The 18,939-nt window shown below is 71.1% G+C and carries 12 protein-coding genes; 5 read left to right on the forward strand and 7 right to left on the reverse strand.

What is annotated here, in order from left to right:
* Nucleotides 1–156 precede the first annotated feature (156 nt).
* Complete coding sequence (locus ACH5AF_RS28330; RefSeq protein WP_398905430.1) at nt 157–5,112, forward strand: DUF3320 domain-containing protein; 4,956 nt, start codon at nt 157–159, stop codon at nt 5,110–5,112.
* 145 nt (nt 5,113–5,257) lie between these two features.
* On the opposite strand, the gene ACH5AF_RS28335 is transcribed toward ACH5AF_RS28330, so the two are convergent.
* The 4 genes from ACH5AF_RS28335 to ACH5AF_RS28350 form a co-directional block, all read right to left on the reverse strand.
* The gene (locus ACH5AF_RS28335) at nt 5,258–5,437 is read right to left on the reverse strand and encodes a hypothetical protein (protein ID WP_398905432.1); all 180 of its coding nucleotides are present in this window, start codon (nt 5,435–5,437) and stop codon (nt 5,258–5,260) included.
* A gap of 14 nt (nt 5,438–5,451) precedes the next feature.
* Nucleotides 5,452–5,814, reverse strand: coding sequence for a restriction endonuclease fold toxin-2 domain-containing protein (locus ACH5AF_RS28340; RefSeq protein WP_398905434.1), 363 nt, complete (start codon nt 5,812–5,814; stop codon nt 5,452–5,454).
* A gap of 382 nt (nt 5,815–6,196) precedes the next feature.
* On the reverse strand, nt 6,197–6,814 hold the full coding sequence (locus ACH5AF_RS28345; RefSeq protein ID WP_398905435.1) for a hypothetical protein: 618 nt from the start codon (nt 6,812–6,814) through the stop codon (nt 6,197–6,199).
* A gap of 436 nt (nt 6,815–7,250) precedes the next feature.
* The gene (locus ACH5AF_RS28350) at nt 7,251–8,363 is read right to left on the reverse strand and encodes an NADAR family protein (protein ID WP_398905436.1); all 1,113 of its coding nucleotides are present in this window, start codon (nt 8,361–8,363) and stop codon (nt 7,251–7,253) included.
* Between the two features lie 171 nt (nt 8,364–8,534).
* On the opposite strand from ACH5AF_RS28350, the gene ACH5AF_RS28355 reads away from it, so the two are divergent.
* On the forward strand, nt 8,535–10,778 hold the full coding sequence (locus tag ACH5AF_RS28355) for an MXAN_6230/SCO0854 family RING domain-containing protein (protein ID WP_398905438.1): 2,244 nt from the start codon (nt 8,535–8,537) through the stop codon (nt 10,776–10,778).
* Between the two features lie 60 nt (nt 10,779–10,838).
* On the opposite strand, the gene aceB is transcribed toward ACH5AF_RS28355, so the two are convergent.
* On the reverse strand, nt 10,839–12,461 hold the full coding sequence (aceB, locus tag ACH5AF_RS28360) for a malate synthase A (protein WP_398905440.1): 1,623 nt from the start codon (nt 12,459–12,461) through the stop codon (nt 10,839–10,841).
* 266 nt (nt 12,462–12,727) lie between these two features.
* Nucleotides 12,728–13,360: an NTP transferase domain-containing protein gene (locus tag ACH5AF_RS28365; protein WP_398905442.1), complete on the reverse strand. Its 633-nt coding sequence runs from the start codon at nt 13,358–13,360 to the stop codon at nt 12,728–12,730.
* A 162-nt stretch (nt 13,361–13,522) separates the two neighbouring features.
* Here ACH5AF_RS28365 and ACH5AF_RS28370 point away from each other — a divergent pair, with 162 nt between their 5' ends.
* Both ACH5AF_RS28370 and ACH5AF_RS28375 read left to right on the forward strand, forming a co-directional pair.
* Complete coding sequence (locus ACH5AF_RS28370; RefSeq protein ID WP_398905444.1) at nt 13,523–15,400, forward strand: serine/threonine protein kinase; 1,878 nt, start codon at nt 13,523–13,525, stop codon at nt 15,398–15,400.
* 120 nt (nt 15,401–15,520) lie between these two features.
* Nucleotides 15,521–15,844 (forward strand): DUF5955 family protein, encoded by a 324-nt coding sequence (locus ACH5AF_RS28375; protein WP_398905445.1) that lies wholly within the window; start codon nt 15,521–15,523, stop codon nt 15,842–15,844.
* A 572-nt stretch (nt 15,845–16,416) separates the two neighbouring features.
* On the opposite strand, the gene ACH5AF_RS28380 is transcribed toward ACH5AF_RS28375, so the two are convergent.
* Nucleotides 16,417–17,217: an IclR family transcriptional regulator gene (locus ACH5AF_RS28380; RefSeq protein ID WP_398905446.1), complete on the reverse strand. Its 801-nt coding sequence runs from the start codon at nt 17,215–17,217 to the stop codon at nt 16,417–16,419.
* A 386-nt stretch (nt 17,218–17,603) separates the two neighbouring features.
* Here ACH5AF_RS28380 and allB point away from each other — a divergent pair, with 386 nt between their 5' ends.
* Nucleotides 17,604–18,938, forward strand: a complete 1,335-nt coding sequence (allB, locus tag ACH5AF_RS28385; protein WP_398905598.1) for an allantoinase AllB — start codon at nt 17,604–17,606, stop codon at nt 18,936–18,938.
* The last annotated feature ends 1 nt before the right edge of the window (nt 18,939 follow it).

Consider the following 18,939-nt stretch of genomic DNA (forward strand, 5'->3'; position numbering starts at 1 on the left):
CGATTGCCCCCTTTGTGGCGCTCTTCACGACGACTCCAAATCGTGTTGGTGGTCTCCGGTGTGTCGGAACACGTGGGCTGATAAGTAGGTACCTCCAGGGGGGACCTGCGTGAAGACAGCTACCCCTGTGCGCTCTGCTCAGGAGGTTCCCGCCGCATGCCCCGTCAGCCTCAGACCGTGCCCGCAGCCACCAGCGACCCCGGTCTCGACCGGCTGAAGGCAGTTCTCGACGGCTGGCGCAACTCCCTGCTCGACATGGGCGGGCGCAACCGACTGTTGAACTTCAAGCACACCAGGACCGCAACCCTCGACATCACCACGCCAGGTGCCGGGACACTCCTCGCTGAGCTCGCCCGAGGGTGGGAGTTCGCTCCGGTCGACGAAGATGTGGACGAACTCCCCGGCGCCACCGAGTACAGCCGGAAATGGCCAGGGCTGGTCACCCAGAAGACCACGCAGGCCATGTTGAACAGCTCGCTCTACCAGCTGCGGCAGAAGTCCGGCCAGATGTTCAACGACTACGGCCTGTGGGTCCTCTGGCTCGGCGTCGGCATGGTCGACTGGCGTGAGGAGGGCGCCCACGAGAGCAGCTCGGCCCCCTTGCTGCTGGTCCCGGTGGAACTGCGCCGCCCCAACAGCCACCACCGCTACCAGCTCCACCTCGCCGAAGGCCAGGACCGCGCACACAACCCCGCCCTTGCAGTGAAGATGGAGCGTCTCGGCGTCGACTGGACCCCGGTCAACGGCACCGAGGTCACCGACCTGCCGGCGGTGATCGCTGCCGCGCGCGAAGTCGCCTCCGGCCTGAAGGGCTGGTCGGTCGACGAGCGCGTCGTACTCGGCCTGTTCGCCTCCCACCGCGAGGCCATGTACCAGGACCTCCGGCAGAACGAGGAGACGATCCTCGACCACCCTCTCGTCAAGGCCGTCGCCCTCGGCCCGGACGCCGGTCTGCCCGACGACGTCATCGGCTTCGACCCGCCGGAACTCGACCGCGTCGACGAGGTCCAACTACCGGAGAAGACGCCCCTCGTGCTGGACGCCGACGCCTCGCAGCGCCAGTGCATCGCCGCTGCCCTCGACAACCGCTCCTTTGTCATGAGCGGCCCGCCCGGCACCGGCAAGAGCCAGACCATCACGAACATGATTGCCGCGCTCATGCACGCCGGGCGCACTGTGCTCTTCGTCAGCGAGAAGGCGGCGGCGCTCGACGTCGTACGCAACCGCCTGCGAGGCGTGGGCCTGGGCGACTTCGTCATGGCCCTGCACAGCGGCGACACGAGCAAGAAGGCGGTCGCCACCGAGCTGGCACGCGTGCTGACGACGGAGGCGCGTGTGACCGGAGCTGCCGAGCACGAACTGGAGCGCGCCCGGCAGCTTCGGGAGGAGCTTTCCGCCTACGCCGCCGCCATGAACGAGACCCGCGAGCCGCTGCAGCGCACGCTTCACGATGTCCTCGGCCGCCTCGTTCAGCTGGAACAGGCGGGCACCCCTCAGCTGCCTCTCTCGGCCCAGAACGCCAAGACCGTACGCAGCCTGAGCGCCGCCGCGCTGCAGGAAGTCGCCGCTGCGGCCCAGGCCGTCAGCCGCGCCTGGCGGCCCGCCGTAGAAGGCGAGGCGTTCGCCTGGCGAGGACTCGTCGGCACCTCGGGCCACCAGGTCGTCTCCGAGGCCGCCGACGCGCTCGACGCGCTGAGGACCGCGACGGGACGCCGCCCGTTCGCCACCACGCAGGACGAGCCGCGTTCCGTCCGCGAACTTCAGGGGACCGTACGCACCCTGCGGGCCGGCCTGCCCGGCCGTGGAGCCGCCCCGGCGGACGCGATCTTGCCGGAAGACGTCTCCGCGCAACTCGGCCAGCTGGCCGATCTGTTCGGGCTTCCCAAGAAGGACAGCCCCGAGTCCGCGTTCGCGCTCTGCGAGCTGGCCGACCTGATGACGGCCGGCCACCGTCCGCCGCGCTCATGGTTCGACGGCGATGCCGTGAAGCAGGCCCACCGAGCGGCGGCGGAGCTGCGCCGGGCACTGGCCGCCGAGACCGAGGCCCGTACCGCCGCCGAGGACGTCTTCGGCGAGCAGGTGCTCCGCGAGACGGAACTACCCGCACTGGTAAAGCGATTCGCCGAACAGCACCGGGGCTTCATGGCCCGCTTCTCCGCCCAGTTCAAGGCAGACCGGACAGCCGTGGCCGCGCTCACCCGCACCGGGACATGGGACAGGGCGCTTGTGGCCAGGCTCGACCACGCGCTGGCCTGGCATCGTGCCGCAGCGGAGGTAGTACGTCTGGCCGACGCGCACGCCGTGCTTCTCGACCGCTACACCCCGCGCATCCCGGCCGACGTCGACAGCCTCGACAAGGCCCTCGCCACCGCCGACCGTATCGCCGAGCTGACCCGCGACGTGGAGCGTCCCGGCCCGGCGGCCGATCTGCTCGCGGACGACGCGGACCAGGACCCCCTGCCCGGGCTCCTCGCCGACAGCATCCGGCGTGCGCTCGGTGACTGGAGCGACATCGCCACGCGGCGCGCCGACCGCTGGTCGACCTCGGTGACCGCCCTTGTCGGACTTTTCGACGCCGCCCGCGGCACCCAGCTCTCCCCGTCTCTGATCGGCTCACTCGACCAGGCCCAGCGGACGATCGACACACTCCTCGGCGACCCCCGCGGACCGGAGGAGTGGCAGGCGTACCGTGACGGCCTGGCCGTCCTCGCCCGCCACGGCGCCGACGATCTCGTCACCACGGCCGCCGAGCGGGCCATCGATCCGCAACGCCTCCCCCACGTGGTCGAGCAGGCGTTGCTCCGCTCCTGGGCGGACGGTGTCCTCGCCACCGACAGCCGGTTGCGCGCCACCCGCTCCGACGACCTCGACGCACGCGTCACCGACTTCCAGGAAGCCGACCGCCGGCTGATCGCCGCAGCCGGAGGTGCGGTGATCGAGGCGTGCAACAAGCGGCGGCCGCGCCGCTTCGGCAGCGGTGGCGGGGCGGTGATCACCCGCGAGGCGGAGAAGAAGACCCGGCACATGTCCGTGCGTGACCTGCTCGACCGGACCCGCGAAGTCGTCCAGGCTATCAAGCCGTGCTTCATGATGAGTCCGCTCACCGTCAGCCAGTTGCTGCCCCCCGACTACCACTTCGACGTGGTCATCTTCGACGAAGCGTCGCAGGTCCGCCCCAGCGACGCGATCAACTGCATCTACCGCGGAAGCACCCTCGTCGTTGCCGGTGACGAGAAACAGCTGCCGCCGACCTCGTTCTTCAACTCCTCGGATGAGGACGACTCCGACGAGTACGCCGATGACGTCCCCGACTCCTTCGAGTCGCTGCTCCACGCCTGCAAGGCGGGCGCGATGCGTGAGTTGCCGCTGCGCTGGCACTACCGCAGCCGCCACGAGAATCTGATCACCTTCAGCAATCGCGAGTTCTACCAGAACTCGATGGTCACGTTCCCCGGTGCCCTGGACGAGGGCAACGACGTCGGGGTCGCCTTCCTCAAGGCCGACGGCGTCTACGACCGGGGTGGCCGCCGCGACAACAGGGCCGAGGCCGACTACGTCGCCCAGCGCGTCCTCCACCACTTCGACACCCGCCCCGGCCGCACGCTCGGCGTCGTAGCCCTCTCCCAGGCCCAGGCCTCCGCCATCGACCAGGCCGTGCAGCAGGCGCGGCTGGCGCGCCCCGACCTCGACCGCTGCTTCACCGAGGACCGACTCGACGGCTTCTTCGTCAAGAACCTCGAATCCGTGCAGGGCGACGAGCGCGATGTGATGATCATGTCCGTCGGATACGGCCCCGACGAGCACGGCAAACTCGGCCTGAACTTCGGCCCCATCAACAAGGGCGGCGGTTGGCGCCGGCTGAACGTGGCGGTCACCCGCGCTCGCTACCGCATGGAGGTCGTCGCCTCCTTCCGCGGCTCGACTCTCGCCGACAGTGCCAATGTGAGCGTCCAGCACCTCAAGCGGTACCTGGAGTACGCGGAGAACGGGCCGGCCGTCCTGGCCCGCGACGTCGTCCAGTCCGACGCCGAGCCGGACAGCCCCTTCGAGGAGTCCGTCCTCGAAGTCCTGCGCGGCTGGGGCTACACGGTTCAGCCGCAGGTCGGCGTCGCCGGCTACCGCATCGACCTCGGCCTGCGCCACCCAGAGCTGCCGGGCGCCTACGCGCTGGGCATCGAATGCGACGGGGCGATGTACCACTCGTCCAGGACCGCCCGGGACCGCGACCGCCTCCGCGAACAGGTACTCAACAACCTGGGCTGGCGGCTGTACCGGATCTGGGGCACCGACTGGTACCGGGGCCGGTCAGCAGCGGAGTTGAGGCTGCGGGAGGCGGTCGAGCAGGCGATCGCGCAAGGACCGCTGGCCGCGTCGGCGCCTGTGCCGGGGCCGTCGGTGCCCGTGGACGAGCCGTCCTCTGGCGGTGTGACGTCCTCCGCGGTGAGCGCGGCGGGCATGGCGTCGGAAGGCGGGCGTGTGCTCACGGTCCCCGTACAGCGGACGCAGCCCCCGCAGACGGAGATCGAGTACGAGCGGGTGCCGGTCGACACCGACGTCGAGCGCGACTGGAGCGCCGAGTACCGGACCAGCCAGGTCGGCGTTGCACCACGCCATGAGCTCCACACCCCGGAGGCCCGGCCGACGCTGCGCAAGGTGCTCGCCCAGATCATCGAGACGGAGGGCCCGATTCACGAGGACCTGCTGGTGCAGCGGGCACGCGAGGCCTGGGACGTCGGCCGGGCGGGCAACCGCATCCGGGACAACGTGCGTGAGGTGGCGCGGGCGCTCGTACGGTCGGGGATCGCCTCGGCGGACGGTTCGTTCTTCGACGTGGCCGGGCGGACGGAGCTGAAGGCGCGCAGGCCGGAGGCGGGGGAGACGCCGCGGAAGGTGACGTACATCGCGCCGGCCGAGCGGTACCTGGCGCTGTGCGAACTGGCGGCGGAGTGCCCGGGCATGTCGGAGGACGAGCTCATCAAGCAGGCGTGCGACTTCTTCGGCTGGCGGCGGATCGGCAAGGACATCCGCGACTGCATGGCGGCCGACATCGCCGAGCTGTACCGCCAGGGCAGGCTGGAAGGCGGCCCTGGGCGCGTCGGCGCGGTGCGCTGAGAGGCGTGGTGCGTAGCGCTCGAACTTGAGGGACAGGTCCGGACATAGGTCTTGAGTGGCAGGACGGAGGGGCCCGCGGGTGCGGTAGATGTTGTCGGCTGCCTGTGAGCAGAGGCGCCGTCGCCCCATACGCTCGGTGCGAGTTCTACCTCGAAGTCGAGCACTGTGTGTGGTGGATGCCCGAGGTCCGGTACTCAATGGTGGGCTCGGGGAACGCCTGCCGCAGAGCACGCTCCAGGGGCTGCAGCGTGGACTGCCAGGCTCCTCCGGTGTCCTGGGGCGGGTAGAAGGCGAAGTGGGTGCGGATGCTTCGTTCGGTCGGCACTCTGTTCCTCTGTGTCACGGCACGTACCAGTCCGGGTCCCGGACGTGCTTCGCCTCGACAAGGTGACCGTCAGCCGGACGCACGCCGTCGACCATCAGGCCGCGTTTACGGCCCGCCAGCGGGACCTCGGGGTAGCCCGCGATGCGCAGTTGGTACGCGTTGTCCGGGCTGTGCGGACCGCCACAGCCGGCCAGTCCGCCCGGTGTGAGAGAACTCGCCCGGGCACGGAACTGCTGCTGTTCCGAGGCGGTGAGCAGACGGCTGGTACCGGGCGCGGGCGGAATCGGGTCGGCGAAGGGTATGCCGGGGTCGACGGGATTGACGGCGGGCAGCAGCGCCGGGAGCCCACCTGTGAAGGAGGCCAGTCCGATCGGCACGGGTATGGGTATGCGGACGGGCGGCGGCAGGAACGGAACCCCGGGCAGGCCGGGAGCTGTCGGCCCCCCGGAGCCGGCCTGGCGCCAGGACCCGGCGACGTCCCCGTGTATGCCGAGGGCAAGAAGGGCCGGGTGATCGGGATCGCTGTTCGGGTGGGTGATCCCGGCAGCACGAAGGGCGATGTCCGACCGGCGGTCCTGTGGCCGATCCGATGAGGGTGTCCGTGTATCTGAGGCAGCAGGTCATGTCCGAATGGATCCTTTGCCTCAAAGGCTTTGGCCGGAAAGGCATTTCGGCCGCGACCCGTCAGGGGCGCCGACATCCGGACAGTTGCTCTCGCATGCGTGGACCCGATGAGGCCGGGGTGACGAATACGCGTGCTCAGCCTCGGGCCGTCGAAGCGGCCTGGCTCGCGCCCGGCCCGACCGTGGACTTGATGTAGATCCGAGTGTCGCCCCGCTTGAATTCGTGCGCGAAGAGGTCGATGCAGCGCCGGAGATGCTTGCCTTCCGGTGTTTCCAGGTCGTCGGGGCAGACGCTGATCTTCCGTAGTCCTGCAACGAGCGTTTCCGGCTCCGGCAGCTTGAGGTGGGTGAAGCCGTCCGCCGGCTGGTAGCCATTCTTCTTCGGGTGGAAGTTCCGGATCATCCTGGTGCCCTCACGGATCAGCCGCGATGTGTACTCGTCCGCATCCTGGGTGGGCAGGGTGAAGGCCAACAGCCCCGTGTCGTAGCGGCTTCCGGTCTTGTACCCGGCTCTGCGGTCCGAAGCCTTCTGTGGGATCCGGATGCCGATCTCTTCGCTCATCCACTCAGGCGTGACACCGCCCCGCCAGCAGCAGGCCTTCTCCTTGTCCGACTGTTTTGACGTCGTGTGTTTGGCAAAGATGGTGATCCCGCCCACGACGGCTCCCACCATCGTGAAAAGGACACCACCTGCGATCAGCAGGCGGTTGCGCACAGACATCCTGTCGGCGGACCCGTTGGTGGAGATGCTCATCGGGGGCGGTTCACCGGCCTTACTGCTGCTCGCGCCCCGGGTCCGTACGCCCGCCTTCCCGCCCTGGCTCCTCAGGCTTCGGCAACTGGTGCACCACGAGGTCCGAGTTTCCCTGTGACTCTGCTCCACCGGTATGGGGCCTGCTGTATAGAGTCGCATCTGCGCAGACCGCCGCTCGTGCGCGGCGGACTTGAGCCGTGACCACTCGTCGTCGAAAATCATCGCTTCCCCCGTGCCGATCGGCAACAACGAGCCATGCTAGCTATGGACTTGATGGCATTCCGCGTGTCTCAGCACTTGACGGGCGTCACACCAGCAAACGTTGTCCGTAAGTGCATCCGTGGGCCGAGGACTGTGGATGGGCGAGTGGTGCCGACAGCATCAAAACAGACGCGTTCAGGCGAGGTGAGCGGCCCCGGGGACTACGCCGGCCCCGTCACCCCAAACCCGCCCGCTCCGCGCACAGTTCCGAGCGGACCAGTTCCAGCAGGCGGCCCAGCCAGTTGCGGCCGCGGCCCGCGTTGTCGCCCCAGAAGGCGGAGTCGGCGTCGGAGTAGATCAGGGTTGCGTCCTCCGTCGACAGGAGGAACTCGGCAAGCACCGGGTGTTGGGCGTACTTGGCGCGGAGCAGGCGGGTCATCACGGCGGTGCGGGCCTGCTCCCAGCCGTCGCGCCGCCGGGCGTCGGCGGCGAGCTTGGCGGCCGCGGCGGCGGTGTCGGCGGAAGTGATCGCAGCACGGGCGTCGCTATCCGCCGTGGACAGCGCCCAGTACGCATGCGCGATCGACGGGTACGTGACGCCGTCGATGTCGACCGGCGCCGGGAAGTCGGTCCGCAGCGACTTCTTGTTCCGCGCGTCCGATGGCTTGAGCGGGTACGTGTGGGGGACGTGGACCGCCGGGGCGTGTGAGGTCGTGGGGCCGTCCGCCGGGACTCGGGGGGCGCGTTCGGCGATCCAGCGGGCCCGGTCCTCGAAGTAGGCGACCGCCTCGTCGTACTCCTCCTGTGTGACCGGGTCGTCCGGCCACTCCTCCGTGTGGCCGCCCGGTCCGGCCACGAGGACCCTGAGCGGCTCGTCCTTGCGGTCCATGTCGCCGAGCGCGTAGTGCCGCTGGGTCTCCGGGATGGCGAAGTACGCGGCGCGGGCAGCGGCGCGCTTGTCCTCGGTGCGGTCCGCGAGGAACGCCTCGGCAGCCGCCAGGCACCGGTCCGTGGAGTCGGGGCGGCCGTTGAGCTGCTCGATGGTGTCCCGTACTTCGGCGAGCAGCAGCTCCGGTGTGAGCCAGGTCCGCGGCTCGTGGAACGTCCAGCCCGCCAGGTCGTGGCCCGACGCCCGGGCGCCTTCGGGCAATTCGGTGGCGACCCATCCACTGCGGAGCTTCCGCTCGAACTCGTCGAGGGTGACCAGCCCCCAGCAGTCGATCAGCCCGTCCGCGTAGATGATCAGGTCGGTGAGGAAGTAGTCGCCGTTGCGGATGAAGGCGTGACGCCAGGTGCCGGGGACGCGGACGCCGTCCGCCATGCGATGAGTGGCCCGCTTGCTGATCATGCGCGTCATTGTGCCGCGTCGCCGTACCGCGCGAGACCGGCGGGTGACCGGCCGGGGGCCGTCTCAGGACAGGGGAGGCACCAAGGGAAAACCGGGTGATCGGCTGCCCGGCCCCCTGCTAGTTTCGTTCCGCGCGGGGCGGCTCCCGAGTGTGCTTCCTTCTCGCCGTGCGTGCTGTGCGGCACCGTGGACTCCGTCGTGCCCGTCGCGCCCTGCGCCCACCTCGTGTGCGGCACCTGCTTCGACGGCGCCGACCTCTCGGCGTGTCCCGTGTGCGAGCGGCGCATCGATCCCGCCGACCCGTTCCTGCGCCCCAAGCGCCCGCGTCGGCTCTTCGCCCGCCGCCCCGCGCCGCCCCAGCGGCTGCGACTGCTCGCGTACGGCGGTGATCTGAGTGACCGCCAGCGCGACGCCGCCCAGGAGCTGGACACCCTGCTCGCCCGGACCGGAGCCCTGAGTCCGCAGGACACCGACGACCTGGACGCCCTGCTGACCGCCCGGACCCGCGACGGCCTCGACCGGCTGCCGACCGCCGTGCCGGGCCGCGAGACCAAGGCCCGTCTCGTCGCCTGGCTGCTCGCCGACCCCGCGGCCCTGCCCACGACCCTGCCCTTCGCCACCGCTCTCGTCGACACCGCCACCGACGTGCTGCGCGTGCTCGCGGTCCGTTCCGGCGGGGACGCGGGGCTCGTGAAGATCCCGCGCTTCGCCCGCGTGTCCCGGCCCCTTCGCCGCGCCCTGCTGGCCGCCCTGGACGCTCTCGACCCGGCGCGGGCGGCCCAGGACATGCGGCGGTACCGGCGCGCCTGGATCCACGCCGCGGAGCTGCTGCACCCCTTCGAGCACACGGACCGGTACCCTCGCGCGGCTCTCGCGTTCGCTGCGCTGCGCGGCACGGCGCTCGGCGACGACGCGCTGTCGCTCGCGCTGCGCAAGGCCGCGGACGGTGTCGACGACGTCGACGTCACCGGTCCGGTCGTGACCGTACGCACCTGGGGCGGCCAGGTCGAGACGGCGCTCGCCGGGCGCGACCTCGGCCGGGCGCTCGCCCTGCTCGGGCAGCGGCCGGGCGAACTCGTCCGCCGCCTCGACCACCTGCTGCGCCTCGCCGGTGACGGAGCCGGTGACCGTGACCGTAACCGTGAAGGAGACGGTGAGGGAGACGAGGAGCGTGCCGTCGTCGTCGCGCTGGAGCGGGCCGTCGGGCGGGTCGCACCGGCCGTCGTGCTGTCCGCGCTCGGTGCGATCCGCACGCGTACGCGCGAGCGCACGGTACGGGTGTTCTTCCCCAAGGGCGCGGCGGCGCGGGCCCATGTGACCGACGACGGCAGGCCGGCGCTCCCCGCCGCGCTCGTGCGGTCCGTGGCCGACGTGCTGACGGCCGAGATGCTGCGCCGCGCCGGTGAAGCGGCGCCGGTGGAGGTCGCGGTCGTGGACGCCGCGCTGGACGGCGTCGTCGCGCCGTTCACCGAACGGACCGCGTCGCGGGCCCTGGTGACCCTTCCGCGCGGCAGCGAACTCGCGGTCCCGGACGGCAGGACGCTGCGCCTGTTCCTGCACTGGATGGAGAGTCCCGCCTCGGGACGCACCGACCTCGACCTGTCGGCGGCCATGTTCGACGTGGACTGGCGGCACATGGGGGAGTGCGACTACACCAGGCTGCGGTACGAGGGCACGGCGGCGGTGCACTCGGGCGACCTCCAGGACGCCCCGCCCCCGCTCGGCGCGTCCGAGTTCGTCGATCTCGACCTGGAGCGGCTCGCCGAGGCCGGGGTGCGTTACGTCGTCGCGGTCGTCTACTCGTACAACAACGTGCCCTTCGGTGACCTGGCGGACGCCTTCGCCGGGCTCATGGTGCGCGACGCGCCCGGGAACGAGGGGCCCGTGTTCGACGCGCGTACCGTGGAGCAGCGCTTCGACCTCACCGGCAGCAGCCGTGCCTGCGTGCCCCTGCTGGTCGACGTGCAGGCACGCACCATGCGCTGGCTCGATGTCGTCAAGGGGGTCACCGGCACGCAGCACGCGGTGTGGCGGCACGCGCACGCGCTGGCGACCCTCGCCCACCGGCTCACGGAGCTGTTCGCCTCCGGCGCCCGCGTCGGCCTGGGTGAGCTCGCGGTGTGGCAGGCCGCGGCCCGGGCGGCCACGGTCGTCCTGCGTCACACGGACGGCTCGCGGAGTGTGTACGCACGGCGGGACGGCGAGGACGTGGCCGGTTTCGCGGCGCGCATCGGCTCACCGGAGACGGATGTGTCCGAGCCCTCGGTACGGCCTCGGCTGGCGTACCTGTTGCGCGGAGACGTCGAACTGCCCGATGGCAGCGAGGTGTTCGCCATGTACCCGTTCGCGCAGGACGCGACGCGAGTGCGCCTGCTCGCCGCCCCCGACGTCGTCACGGCCTTCGCGCCGCGCTGACGCAGCACCGCCCCCGGTGCTGTGCGGTACCGGGGGCGGTGCGAAGCGCAACAGGGCGGGTCAGCCGACAAGTTGCTCGTATGCCGGAAGCGTCAGGAAGTCCTCGTACTTCTCGTCCAGCGCGACCTTCAGCAGCAGATCGTGCGCCTGTTGCCAGTTGCCGGCGGTGAAGGCCTCCTCGCCCAGCTCCGTGCGGATCGCCGCCAGTTCCTCCGCCGCGACCCTCCGTGTCAGCTCCGGGGTGGCCCGCTCGCCGTTCTCGAAGACCACGCCCGCGTTGATCCACTGCCAGATCTGAGAGCGGGAGATCTCCGCCGTCGCCGCGTCCTCCATCAGGTTGAAGATGGCGACCGCGCCGAGACCGCGCAGCCACGCCTCGATGTAGCGGATACCGACCTGGACCGCGTTGCGCAAGCCCTCGTACGTGGGCCTGGCGTCCAGGGAGTCGATGGCGATCAGGTCGCCGGGCGCGACCGAGACGTCCTCGCGCAGGCGGTCCTTCTGGTTCGGCTTGTCGCCCAGCACCGCGTCGAAGGACGCCATCGCGATCGGGACAAGGTCGGGGTGGGCCACCCAGGAGCCGTCGAAGCCGTCGCCGGCCTCGCGGTCCTTGTCGGCCTTGACCTTCTCGAAGGCCACCTTGTTGACCTCGGGGTCCTTGCGGGAGGGGATGAACGCCGCCATGCCGCCGATCGCGTGCGCGCCCCTCTTGTGACAGGTGCGCACCAGCAGCTCGGTGTAGGCCCGCATGAACGGGGCCGTCATGGTCACCGCGTTGCGGTCCGGCAGCACGAACTTCTCGCCGCCGTCACGGAAGTTCTTCACGATGGAGAACAGGTAGTCCCAGCGGCCGGCATTGAGGCCGGAGGCGTGGTCGCGCAGTTCGTAGAGGATCTCCTCCATCTCGTACGCCGCCGTGATCGTCTCGATCAGGACGGTCGCGCGGACCGAGCCCTGCGGGACGCCGACGTAGTCCTGGGCGAAGACGAAGATGTCGTTCCAGAGGCGGGCCTCCAGGTGCGACTCGGTCTTCGGCAGGTAGAAGTACGGCCCCTTGCCGAGGTCCAGCAGGCGCTGGGCGTTGTGGAAGAAGTACAGGCCGAAGTCGACCAGGGCGCCCGGCACCGGCGTGCCGTCGACCTGGAGGTGGCGCTCGACGAGGTGCCAGCCGCGTGGGCGCATCACCACGGTCGCGAGCTCCTCGGCGGGGCGCAGGGCGTACGACTTGCCCGAGCCGGGGTCGGTGAAGTCGATGCGGCGCTCATAGGCGTCGATCAGATTGAGCTGGCCGAGGACGACGTTCTCCCAGGTGGGGGCGGAGGCGTCCTCGAAGTCGGCGAGCCAGACCTTCGCGCCGGAGTTGAGCGCGTTGATGGTCATCTTGCGGTCGGTGGGTCCGGTGATCTCCACCCGGCGGTCGTTCAGGGCCGGGGGTGTCGGGGCGACCTTCCAGGAGTCGTCCGCGCGGATCGCCGCGGTCTCCGGGAGGAAGTCCAGCGTGGAGGTGCGGGCGATCTCGGCGCGGCGCTCGGCGCGTCGGGCGAGCAGCTCGTCACGCGGGGGCGTGAACCGCCGGTGCAGCTCGGCCACGAACGCGAGGGCCGCGTCGGTCAGGACCTCTTCCTGCCGGGGCAGGGGCTCGGCTTCGACGATGGCCAGCGGGGACGGCGCTGGTGCGGACATGAGCTGTCACTTCCTTCAGCGGGCATTTCAGCGAGCATTCAGCGAGCTTCTCAATGAGCGCCGGGACTCACGAGCGGTGCCGGGCGGCCGCCCGGGCACGACACGCGGCACTGAGTGCCACGGCTACCGGGTACGGCCGAGGGCGCCTTCGGTGGGCCAGACGCTTCTGAACAGTGGATAGTAGTTATCGCATGGTGGAAGTTCAATGGTTTGTTGATGTCGAGATTCTCCGGGTCGACAGAACGTGTCGCTCAGTGCCACGCTGTTCACTCAAGGTGTCGGAGATCCCCGGGCGTGTCGATGTCGTACTCCTGCGCCACGTCCCCGCACTCCACGAGTGTCAGCTCGTCCTCGTGCGCCGCCACGTACGCCCGCGCCCCCCGGTCCCCCACCGCGCTCGCCGCGATCTCCGCCCAGCGGTCGGCGCCGAACACGAGCGGATGCCCCCGCCGCCCTCCGTATGCCGCCGCCGCGAGTGCCGTACGCGACCGGCCGGCGGCCCGCACCCTCGCGACCGCCGGTGCGCCGATGCCCGGCTGGTCCACCAGCAGGACCAGCACCGCGTCCACGCCCTCGGCGGGCAGCGAGCCCAGCCCCACTCGCAGTGACGAGCCCATCCCGCTCTCCCACGCCGGGTTCTCGGCCACGGTGCACCCCGTCAGGTCCGCCTCCTCGCGTACGGCATCGGCCGACGCGCCCAGCACCACATGCACCGGGCCGCAACCGCCCTCGCGCAGCGCCCGCACAGCGTGTTCGACCAGCGGCCTGCCGCGGTGCGTCAGCAGCGCCTTGGGCCGGCCGCCGAGCCGCCGTCCGCCGCCCGCTGCGAGCAACAGGCCCGCGACAACGGGCCCTTGGATGCCGGGCGCGTGGGAGACGCACGGCCGGGGGTGTGACATGAGGACTCCTTCGCCCGTTCAGGGCACGGTGGGACGCCGGCCCGTCCGGGCATGTCGCGCGCGCTGCAACCGCGCTGGCCGCCCGGGCCGTCCGACGTGGAGAGCACGGGGTGACCTTGGATAAGGTTCACCTCCAATACTGAGGTTCGCCATGGGGGATCGATGAGTGGGCGCGCGCACCAGGGAACTGTGTTCCAGCCGCTGGGTGAGGACGATCCGAGGACCGTCGCCGGATACAAGATCGCAGCTCGACTCGGAGCCGGCGGGATGGGCAAGGTCTATCTTTCGTACACCCCAGGCGGCCGGCCCGTCGCAATCAAGGTGATCCGGCCCGACTTCGGCCAGGATGCCGAGTTCCGCCGCCGGTTCGCCCACGAGGTGCAGGCCGCGCAGCGTGTGCAGGGTCTGTTCACCGCGCCCGTGATCGACGCCGACCCGGATGCCGAACAGCCCTGGCTCGCCACCGCCTACGTGCCCGGTCCCTCCCTGGCCGACGCCGTCGCCCAGCACGGCAGACTGCCGGTGGAGACCGTACTGCTGCTGGTCGCCGGTATCGCCGAGGCGCTGCAAATCATCCACGGCGCGGGCATCGTCCACCGGGACCTCAAGCCGGCCAACGTCCTGCTCGCCGCCGACGGCCCTCGCGTCATCGACTTCGGCATCGCTCGTGCCGCCGACGCCACGTCGCTGACCAGCAGCGGCGTCACCATCGGCACGCCCTCCTTCATGGCCCCCGAGCAGGCGGCGGGCAGCCATGTCACGCCCGCCACCGACATCTTCGCCCTCGGCCAGATCGCGGCATACGCGGCCACCGGCAAGGCGGCGTTCGGCGAGGGCACCTCGCACGGCGTGCTCTACCGGATCGTCCACGAGGAGCCCGACCTCACCGAACTGCCGGACCGGCTGCGCGAACTGGTCACCCGCTGCATGGTCAAGGAGCCCGACGGCCGTCCCTCCGTCGCCGACATCCTGACCATCTGCCAGGCGGCCAACGGCGAGACGGTGCTGCGCCGCCCCGAGGAGTGGCTGCCCAGCGTGGTGGCCGCCGAGATCACCACCCGCGCCGCCGCTCCCGCGCCGCCGGACACCCCGCCGGCCGGGCAGGCGCCGGTCGCTCCCCCCGTGCAGCCGTCGGTGGCACCGACCCATGCGCCGACCGCGCACGCCGCGCCGGCGACGCCGCCGCCCGGATTCGGCCCGGCCCCGCAGACGGCCCCCCACGCTCCCACCCAGCCGGCGGCACAGTCGCACGGGCAGCCCCAGCCGTACGCTGCGCAGCCGCAGACGTACGGGTACCCGCAGGCGGGGGCGCCCGGCTACGGCTACCCGCAGACGGCCGCGCACCCGCAGTCGGGCGCGCCCGCGCCGTACCCCACCGTCACCGGCCCCCAGGCACCCGCGGCCCCGAAGAAGAAGACGGCCCGCAACCTCGCCATCGCGGTGCTGGCGACCCTGGTCATCGGCGGCGCGGCAGGCGGCGGCGCCTACTACGCCCTGTCGGGCAAGGACGAGAACAAGACCAACCGGAGCCAGGAGAAGCCGGGTTCGCAGAAGCCGGACACCACCCCGCGCGCGGACGGCACCCCTTCCGGCGACGGCAACGGCGGCGACGAGGTCGACACGCCGCCCGACGAGTCGGTGCCGGACCCGACACCCAAGACGTACACCGGGCTCGACGTCGTCGACAACTACCACCTCAAGCTCGACGACGACCCCCTCGGGCCCGTCAATGACGATTCGGGCGGGGACATCGAGTACGAGTGGGGGATCGGTCAGATCGAGTCCCCGAGCGGGCGGCTCATCCTCCTGCGCAGCGAGCAGACGGCCGACCTCGCCACCTGCAAGAGTGAGACCCGGTACACCAGTACGATCGAGCTGGACGTGTTGTCGAAGGGCGCGAGGATCTGTGTACTGACGGACTCCGGCCATGTCGGGGTGGCCACCTACCAGGGGAAATCTCCGGACTCCGACCCCAGTCAGTACATCACCCTCGATGTCACGGTCTGGCGTAACGCGATCGACCCTGCCCCTTCGTCCTGAATTCTGTCCTTACTGTGGCGCGTCGCGGGCCGGATGGCGTTAACTGGCCCGCACCCCGCGGGCGTTCGGCCGTCCGGCGGAACGCAGGCGCGGGCACGAGGACGTGCGAGGGGCTGGGCTTTGTTGCGAAGCGTGGGGCAGACGCGGGTGACAGGGAGCGGCGGCGACCCGAAGGCGGCGGAGCTACGGGCTGCGGTCGCTCAGCTCCGCCGTGAACTGGCCGGGTACCGTGCGGAGTTCGGTGACCGGGCGATCGCCGAGGACGAACTGGCTGTACTGGCCGCGATGATCGCCGCGGGCGATCCCGAGATTCCCCGTATGCGCCGTTCGCTGCTGCTCATAGCGGGCGCGCTCGGATCCGTCAGCGCGCTGACGCCCGCGCTGATGCAGGTGCGCAAGGCGGTGGACATGTTCGGTGAAGTCCCACCGCAGCGGCGCGTCTGACGCCCGTACGGCCCCGTAGCCCCGGCGCGCTGCCCTGCGGCAACTCAGCCCCGTGGGGGTGCTCCCCAGGCTTCACCGGGGCCTACTCACAGCCGCCGCGGGGTTCGGGCGGAGCCCCCGATCGGGGCGTCGGCGCACAACCGGGGCGTCGGCGCACAACCGGCCCGGCGGTATCGGGGCGTGCACGGTCCCGGTGGTGTCGGTGCAACCGCGGCCCCGCTGCGTCGAGCGCACCCCGCCCCGGAGGTGTCGGTGTAGACACGGCCCCCCCCCCGCGTCGGTGCAGACGCGGTTCCGGGGGTGTCGGTGCGGACGCGGCCCCCGGTGGCCCCGGCGTGCCGCCCCGCGGGGGCCCACACACGGCCGCCGGGCCGTAGCGGGAGTTTGAGGTGCGGGGTTCGGGCGGAGCCCCCGATCGGGGCGTCGGCGCACAACCGGCCCGGCGGTATCGGGGCGGGCACGGTCCCGGGGGTCTCGGTGCCGACACCGCCGCCGCGGTGTCGGGGCAACCACGGCCCCGCAACCGCGGCCCCCCACGGCGTCGGAGCACCCGTCCCCGCCGCCCGGGAGGGTCAGCTCTGTGGGGACGTGCTGGCCAGGGCTGTCGACAGCTCGTGCGCGACCTCCTGGAGGATCGGGACGATCTTCTCCGTCGCCTTCTCGGTGACCCGGCCCGCCGGGCCCGAGATCGAGATCGCCGCCGCGGTGGGGGAGTCGGGCACGGAGACCGCCAGGCAGCGCACGCCGATCTCCTGCTCGCTGTCGTCGACCGCGTAGCCCGCGCGCCGGACCTGTTCCAGCGCGGCGAGGAACTCCTCCGGCGTGGTGATCGTCTTCTCCGTCGCGGCGGGCATGCCCGTGCGCGACAGCAGCGCCCGCACCTCGTCCGCCGGGGTGTGCGCCAGCAGTGCCTTGCCCACGCCCGTCGAGTGCGGCAGTACGCGCCGGCCGACCTCGGTGAACATGCGCATCGAGTGCTTGGAGGGCACCTGGGCCACGTACACGATCTCGTCGCCGTCCAGGAGCGCCATGTTCGCCGTCTCGCCGGTCTCCTCGACCAGGCGGGCGAGGTAGGGGCGCGCCCAGGTGCCCAGCAGCCGGGACGCGGACTCGCCGAGACGGATCAGCCGGGGGCCGAGTGCGTACCGGCGGTTGGACTGCTGGCGTACGTAGCCGCAGGCCACCAGCGTGCGCATCAGGCGGTGGATGGTCGGCAGGGGGAGACCGCTGCTCGCGGACAGTTCGCTCAGCCCGACTTCGCCACCGGCATCGGCCATTCGTTCGAGCAGGTCGAAGGCGCGCTCCAGGGACTGCACGCCGCCGCTGGCGGCGGGCTTTGCTGCGTCGGTGGCGCTGGCGCTGGACGTCGGCACGTCGGCGGTCCTTTCGGGCAGGCGGGGCAAGGCAGCAGCCTACCGGGCGCATGTGCGGGGCACGTCGCTCCCGTCGAGGCTTCTTTGCCGGTCAGGGCCCGTTTGTCCAGGTGTCCGCAGGCTCTGCGGGCAGGTCGGTGGCCTGTCCGTTGGGCGAAGCAACCCACGTATCACCGGAATATTACTTCCACTTTGTGGAAACGTCCAAGCCGGTCACTGTCGGCGGGCGGGTCTTGACGGGCAACGGGCCGGAAGTGAAGACTCCTTCAACAGTTCGTTGAATTCCTGGCTCGCCGAAGCGGATCGGCGTCGGTCGGCGTTCAGGAGTGTGAGGGGAGCTGGTGTCCGGCGTGGACGAGGGTGTGGACGTGGCCGTGGACGGGACCGTGGACGTGGATCTGGTGCTGCGCTCGACGCGCGTCGTCACCCCGGAGGGGACGCGCGCCGCGACCGTCGCCGTCGCCGGCGGAAAGATCGCCGCGGTGGGACCGTACGACGCCGAGGTGCCCTCGGGCGCCCGGCTGGAGGACTTCGGCGACGACGTCCTGCTCCCCGGCCTCGTCGACACCCATGTGCATGTGAACGACCCCGGGCGCACGGCGTGGGAGGGCTTCTGGACCGCCACCCGCGCCGCCGCGGCCGGCGGCATCACGACCCTGCTCGACATGCCGCTCAACTCGCTCCCGCCGACCACCACCGTCGAGAACCTGCGTACCAAGCAGGACGTCGCCCGGCCGAAGGTCCACGTCGACACCGGCTTCTGGGGCGGCGCGGTCGGGTCCAACCTCAAGGACCTGCGGCCGCTGCACGACGCCGGGGTCTTCGGCTTCAAGTGCTTCCTGTCGCCGTCGGGCGTCGAGGAGTTCCCCGAGCTCGACCAGGCGCAGCTCGCCCGGACCCTCGCCGAGATCGCGGGCTTCGGAAGCCTGCTCATCGTGCACGCCGAGGACCCGCACCACCTGGCCTCGGCCCCGCAGCGCAGCGGCCCCAAGTACGCCGACTTCCTGGCCTCCCGGCCGCGCGACGCCGAGAACACCGCCATCGAGGGCCTGATAGCCCACGCCGAGCGGCTGAACGCCCGGGTGCACGTACTGCACCTGTCCTCCAGCGACGCCCTGCCGCTCATCGCCGCCGCCAAGCGCAGGGGAGTGGCGGTCTCCGTCGAGTCCTGCCCCCACTTCCTCACCCTGACCGCGGAAGAAGTCCCCGACGGCGCCACCGAGTTCAAGTGCTGCCCGCCGATCAGGGAGGCCGCCAACCAGGACCTGCTCTGGCAGGGCCTCGCCGAGGGCACCATCGACTGCATCGTCTCCGACCACTCCCCGTGCACCACCGACCTCAAGACCCCCGACTTCGCATCCGCCTGGGGCGGCATCTCCTCGCTCCAGCTGGGCCTGCCCGCCATCTGGACCGAGGCCCGCAGGCGCGGCCACACCCTCGACGACGTCGTCCGCTGGATGTCCTTCGCCCCGGCGAAGCTGGCGGGCCTCGGCGGCAAGGGCGCCATCGAGGCCGGCCGCGACGCCGACTTCGCGGTCCTCGCCCCCGACGAGACCTTCACCGTCGACCCCGCCGAACTGCACCACCGCAACCAGGTCACCGCCTACGCGGGCAAGACGCTGCGCGGCGTCGTCCGGTCGACGTGGCTGCGCGGCGAGCGGATCGTGGAGAACGGCAACCTGGCCGAGCCGACGGGCCGACTGCTCGAAAGGAACAACTGAA

The organism is Streptomyces sp. NPDC018833, from assembly GCF_044390825.1.
GTDB lineage: Bacteria > Actinomycetota > Actinomycetes > Streptomycetales > Streptomycetaceae > Streptomyces.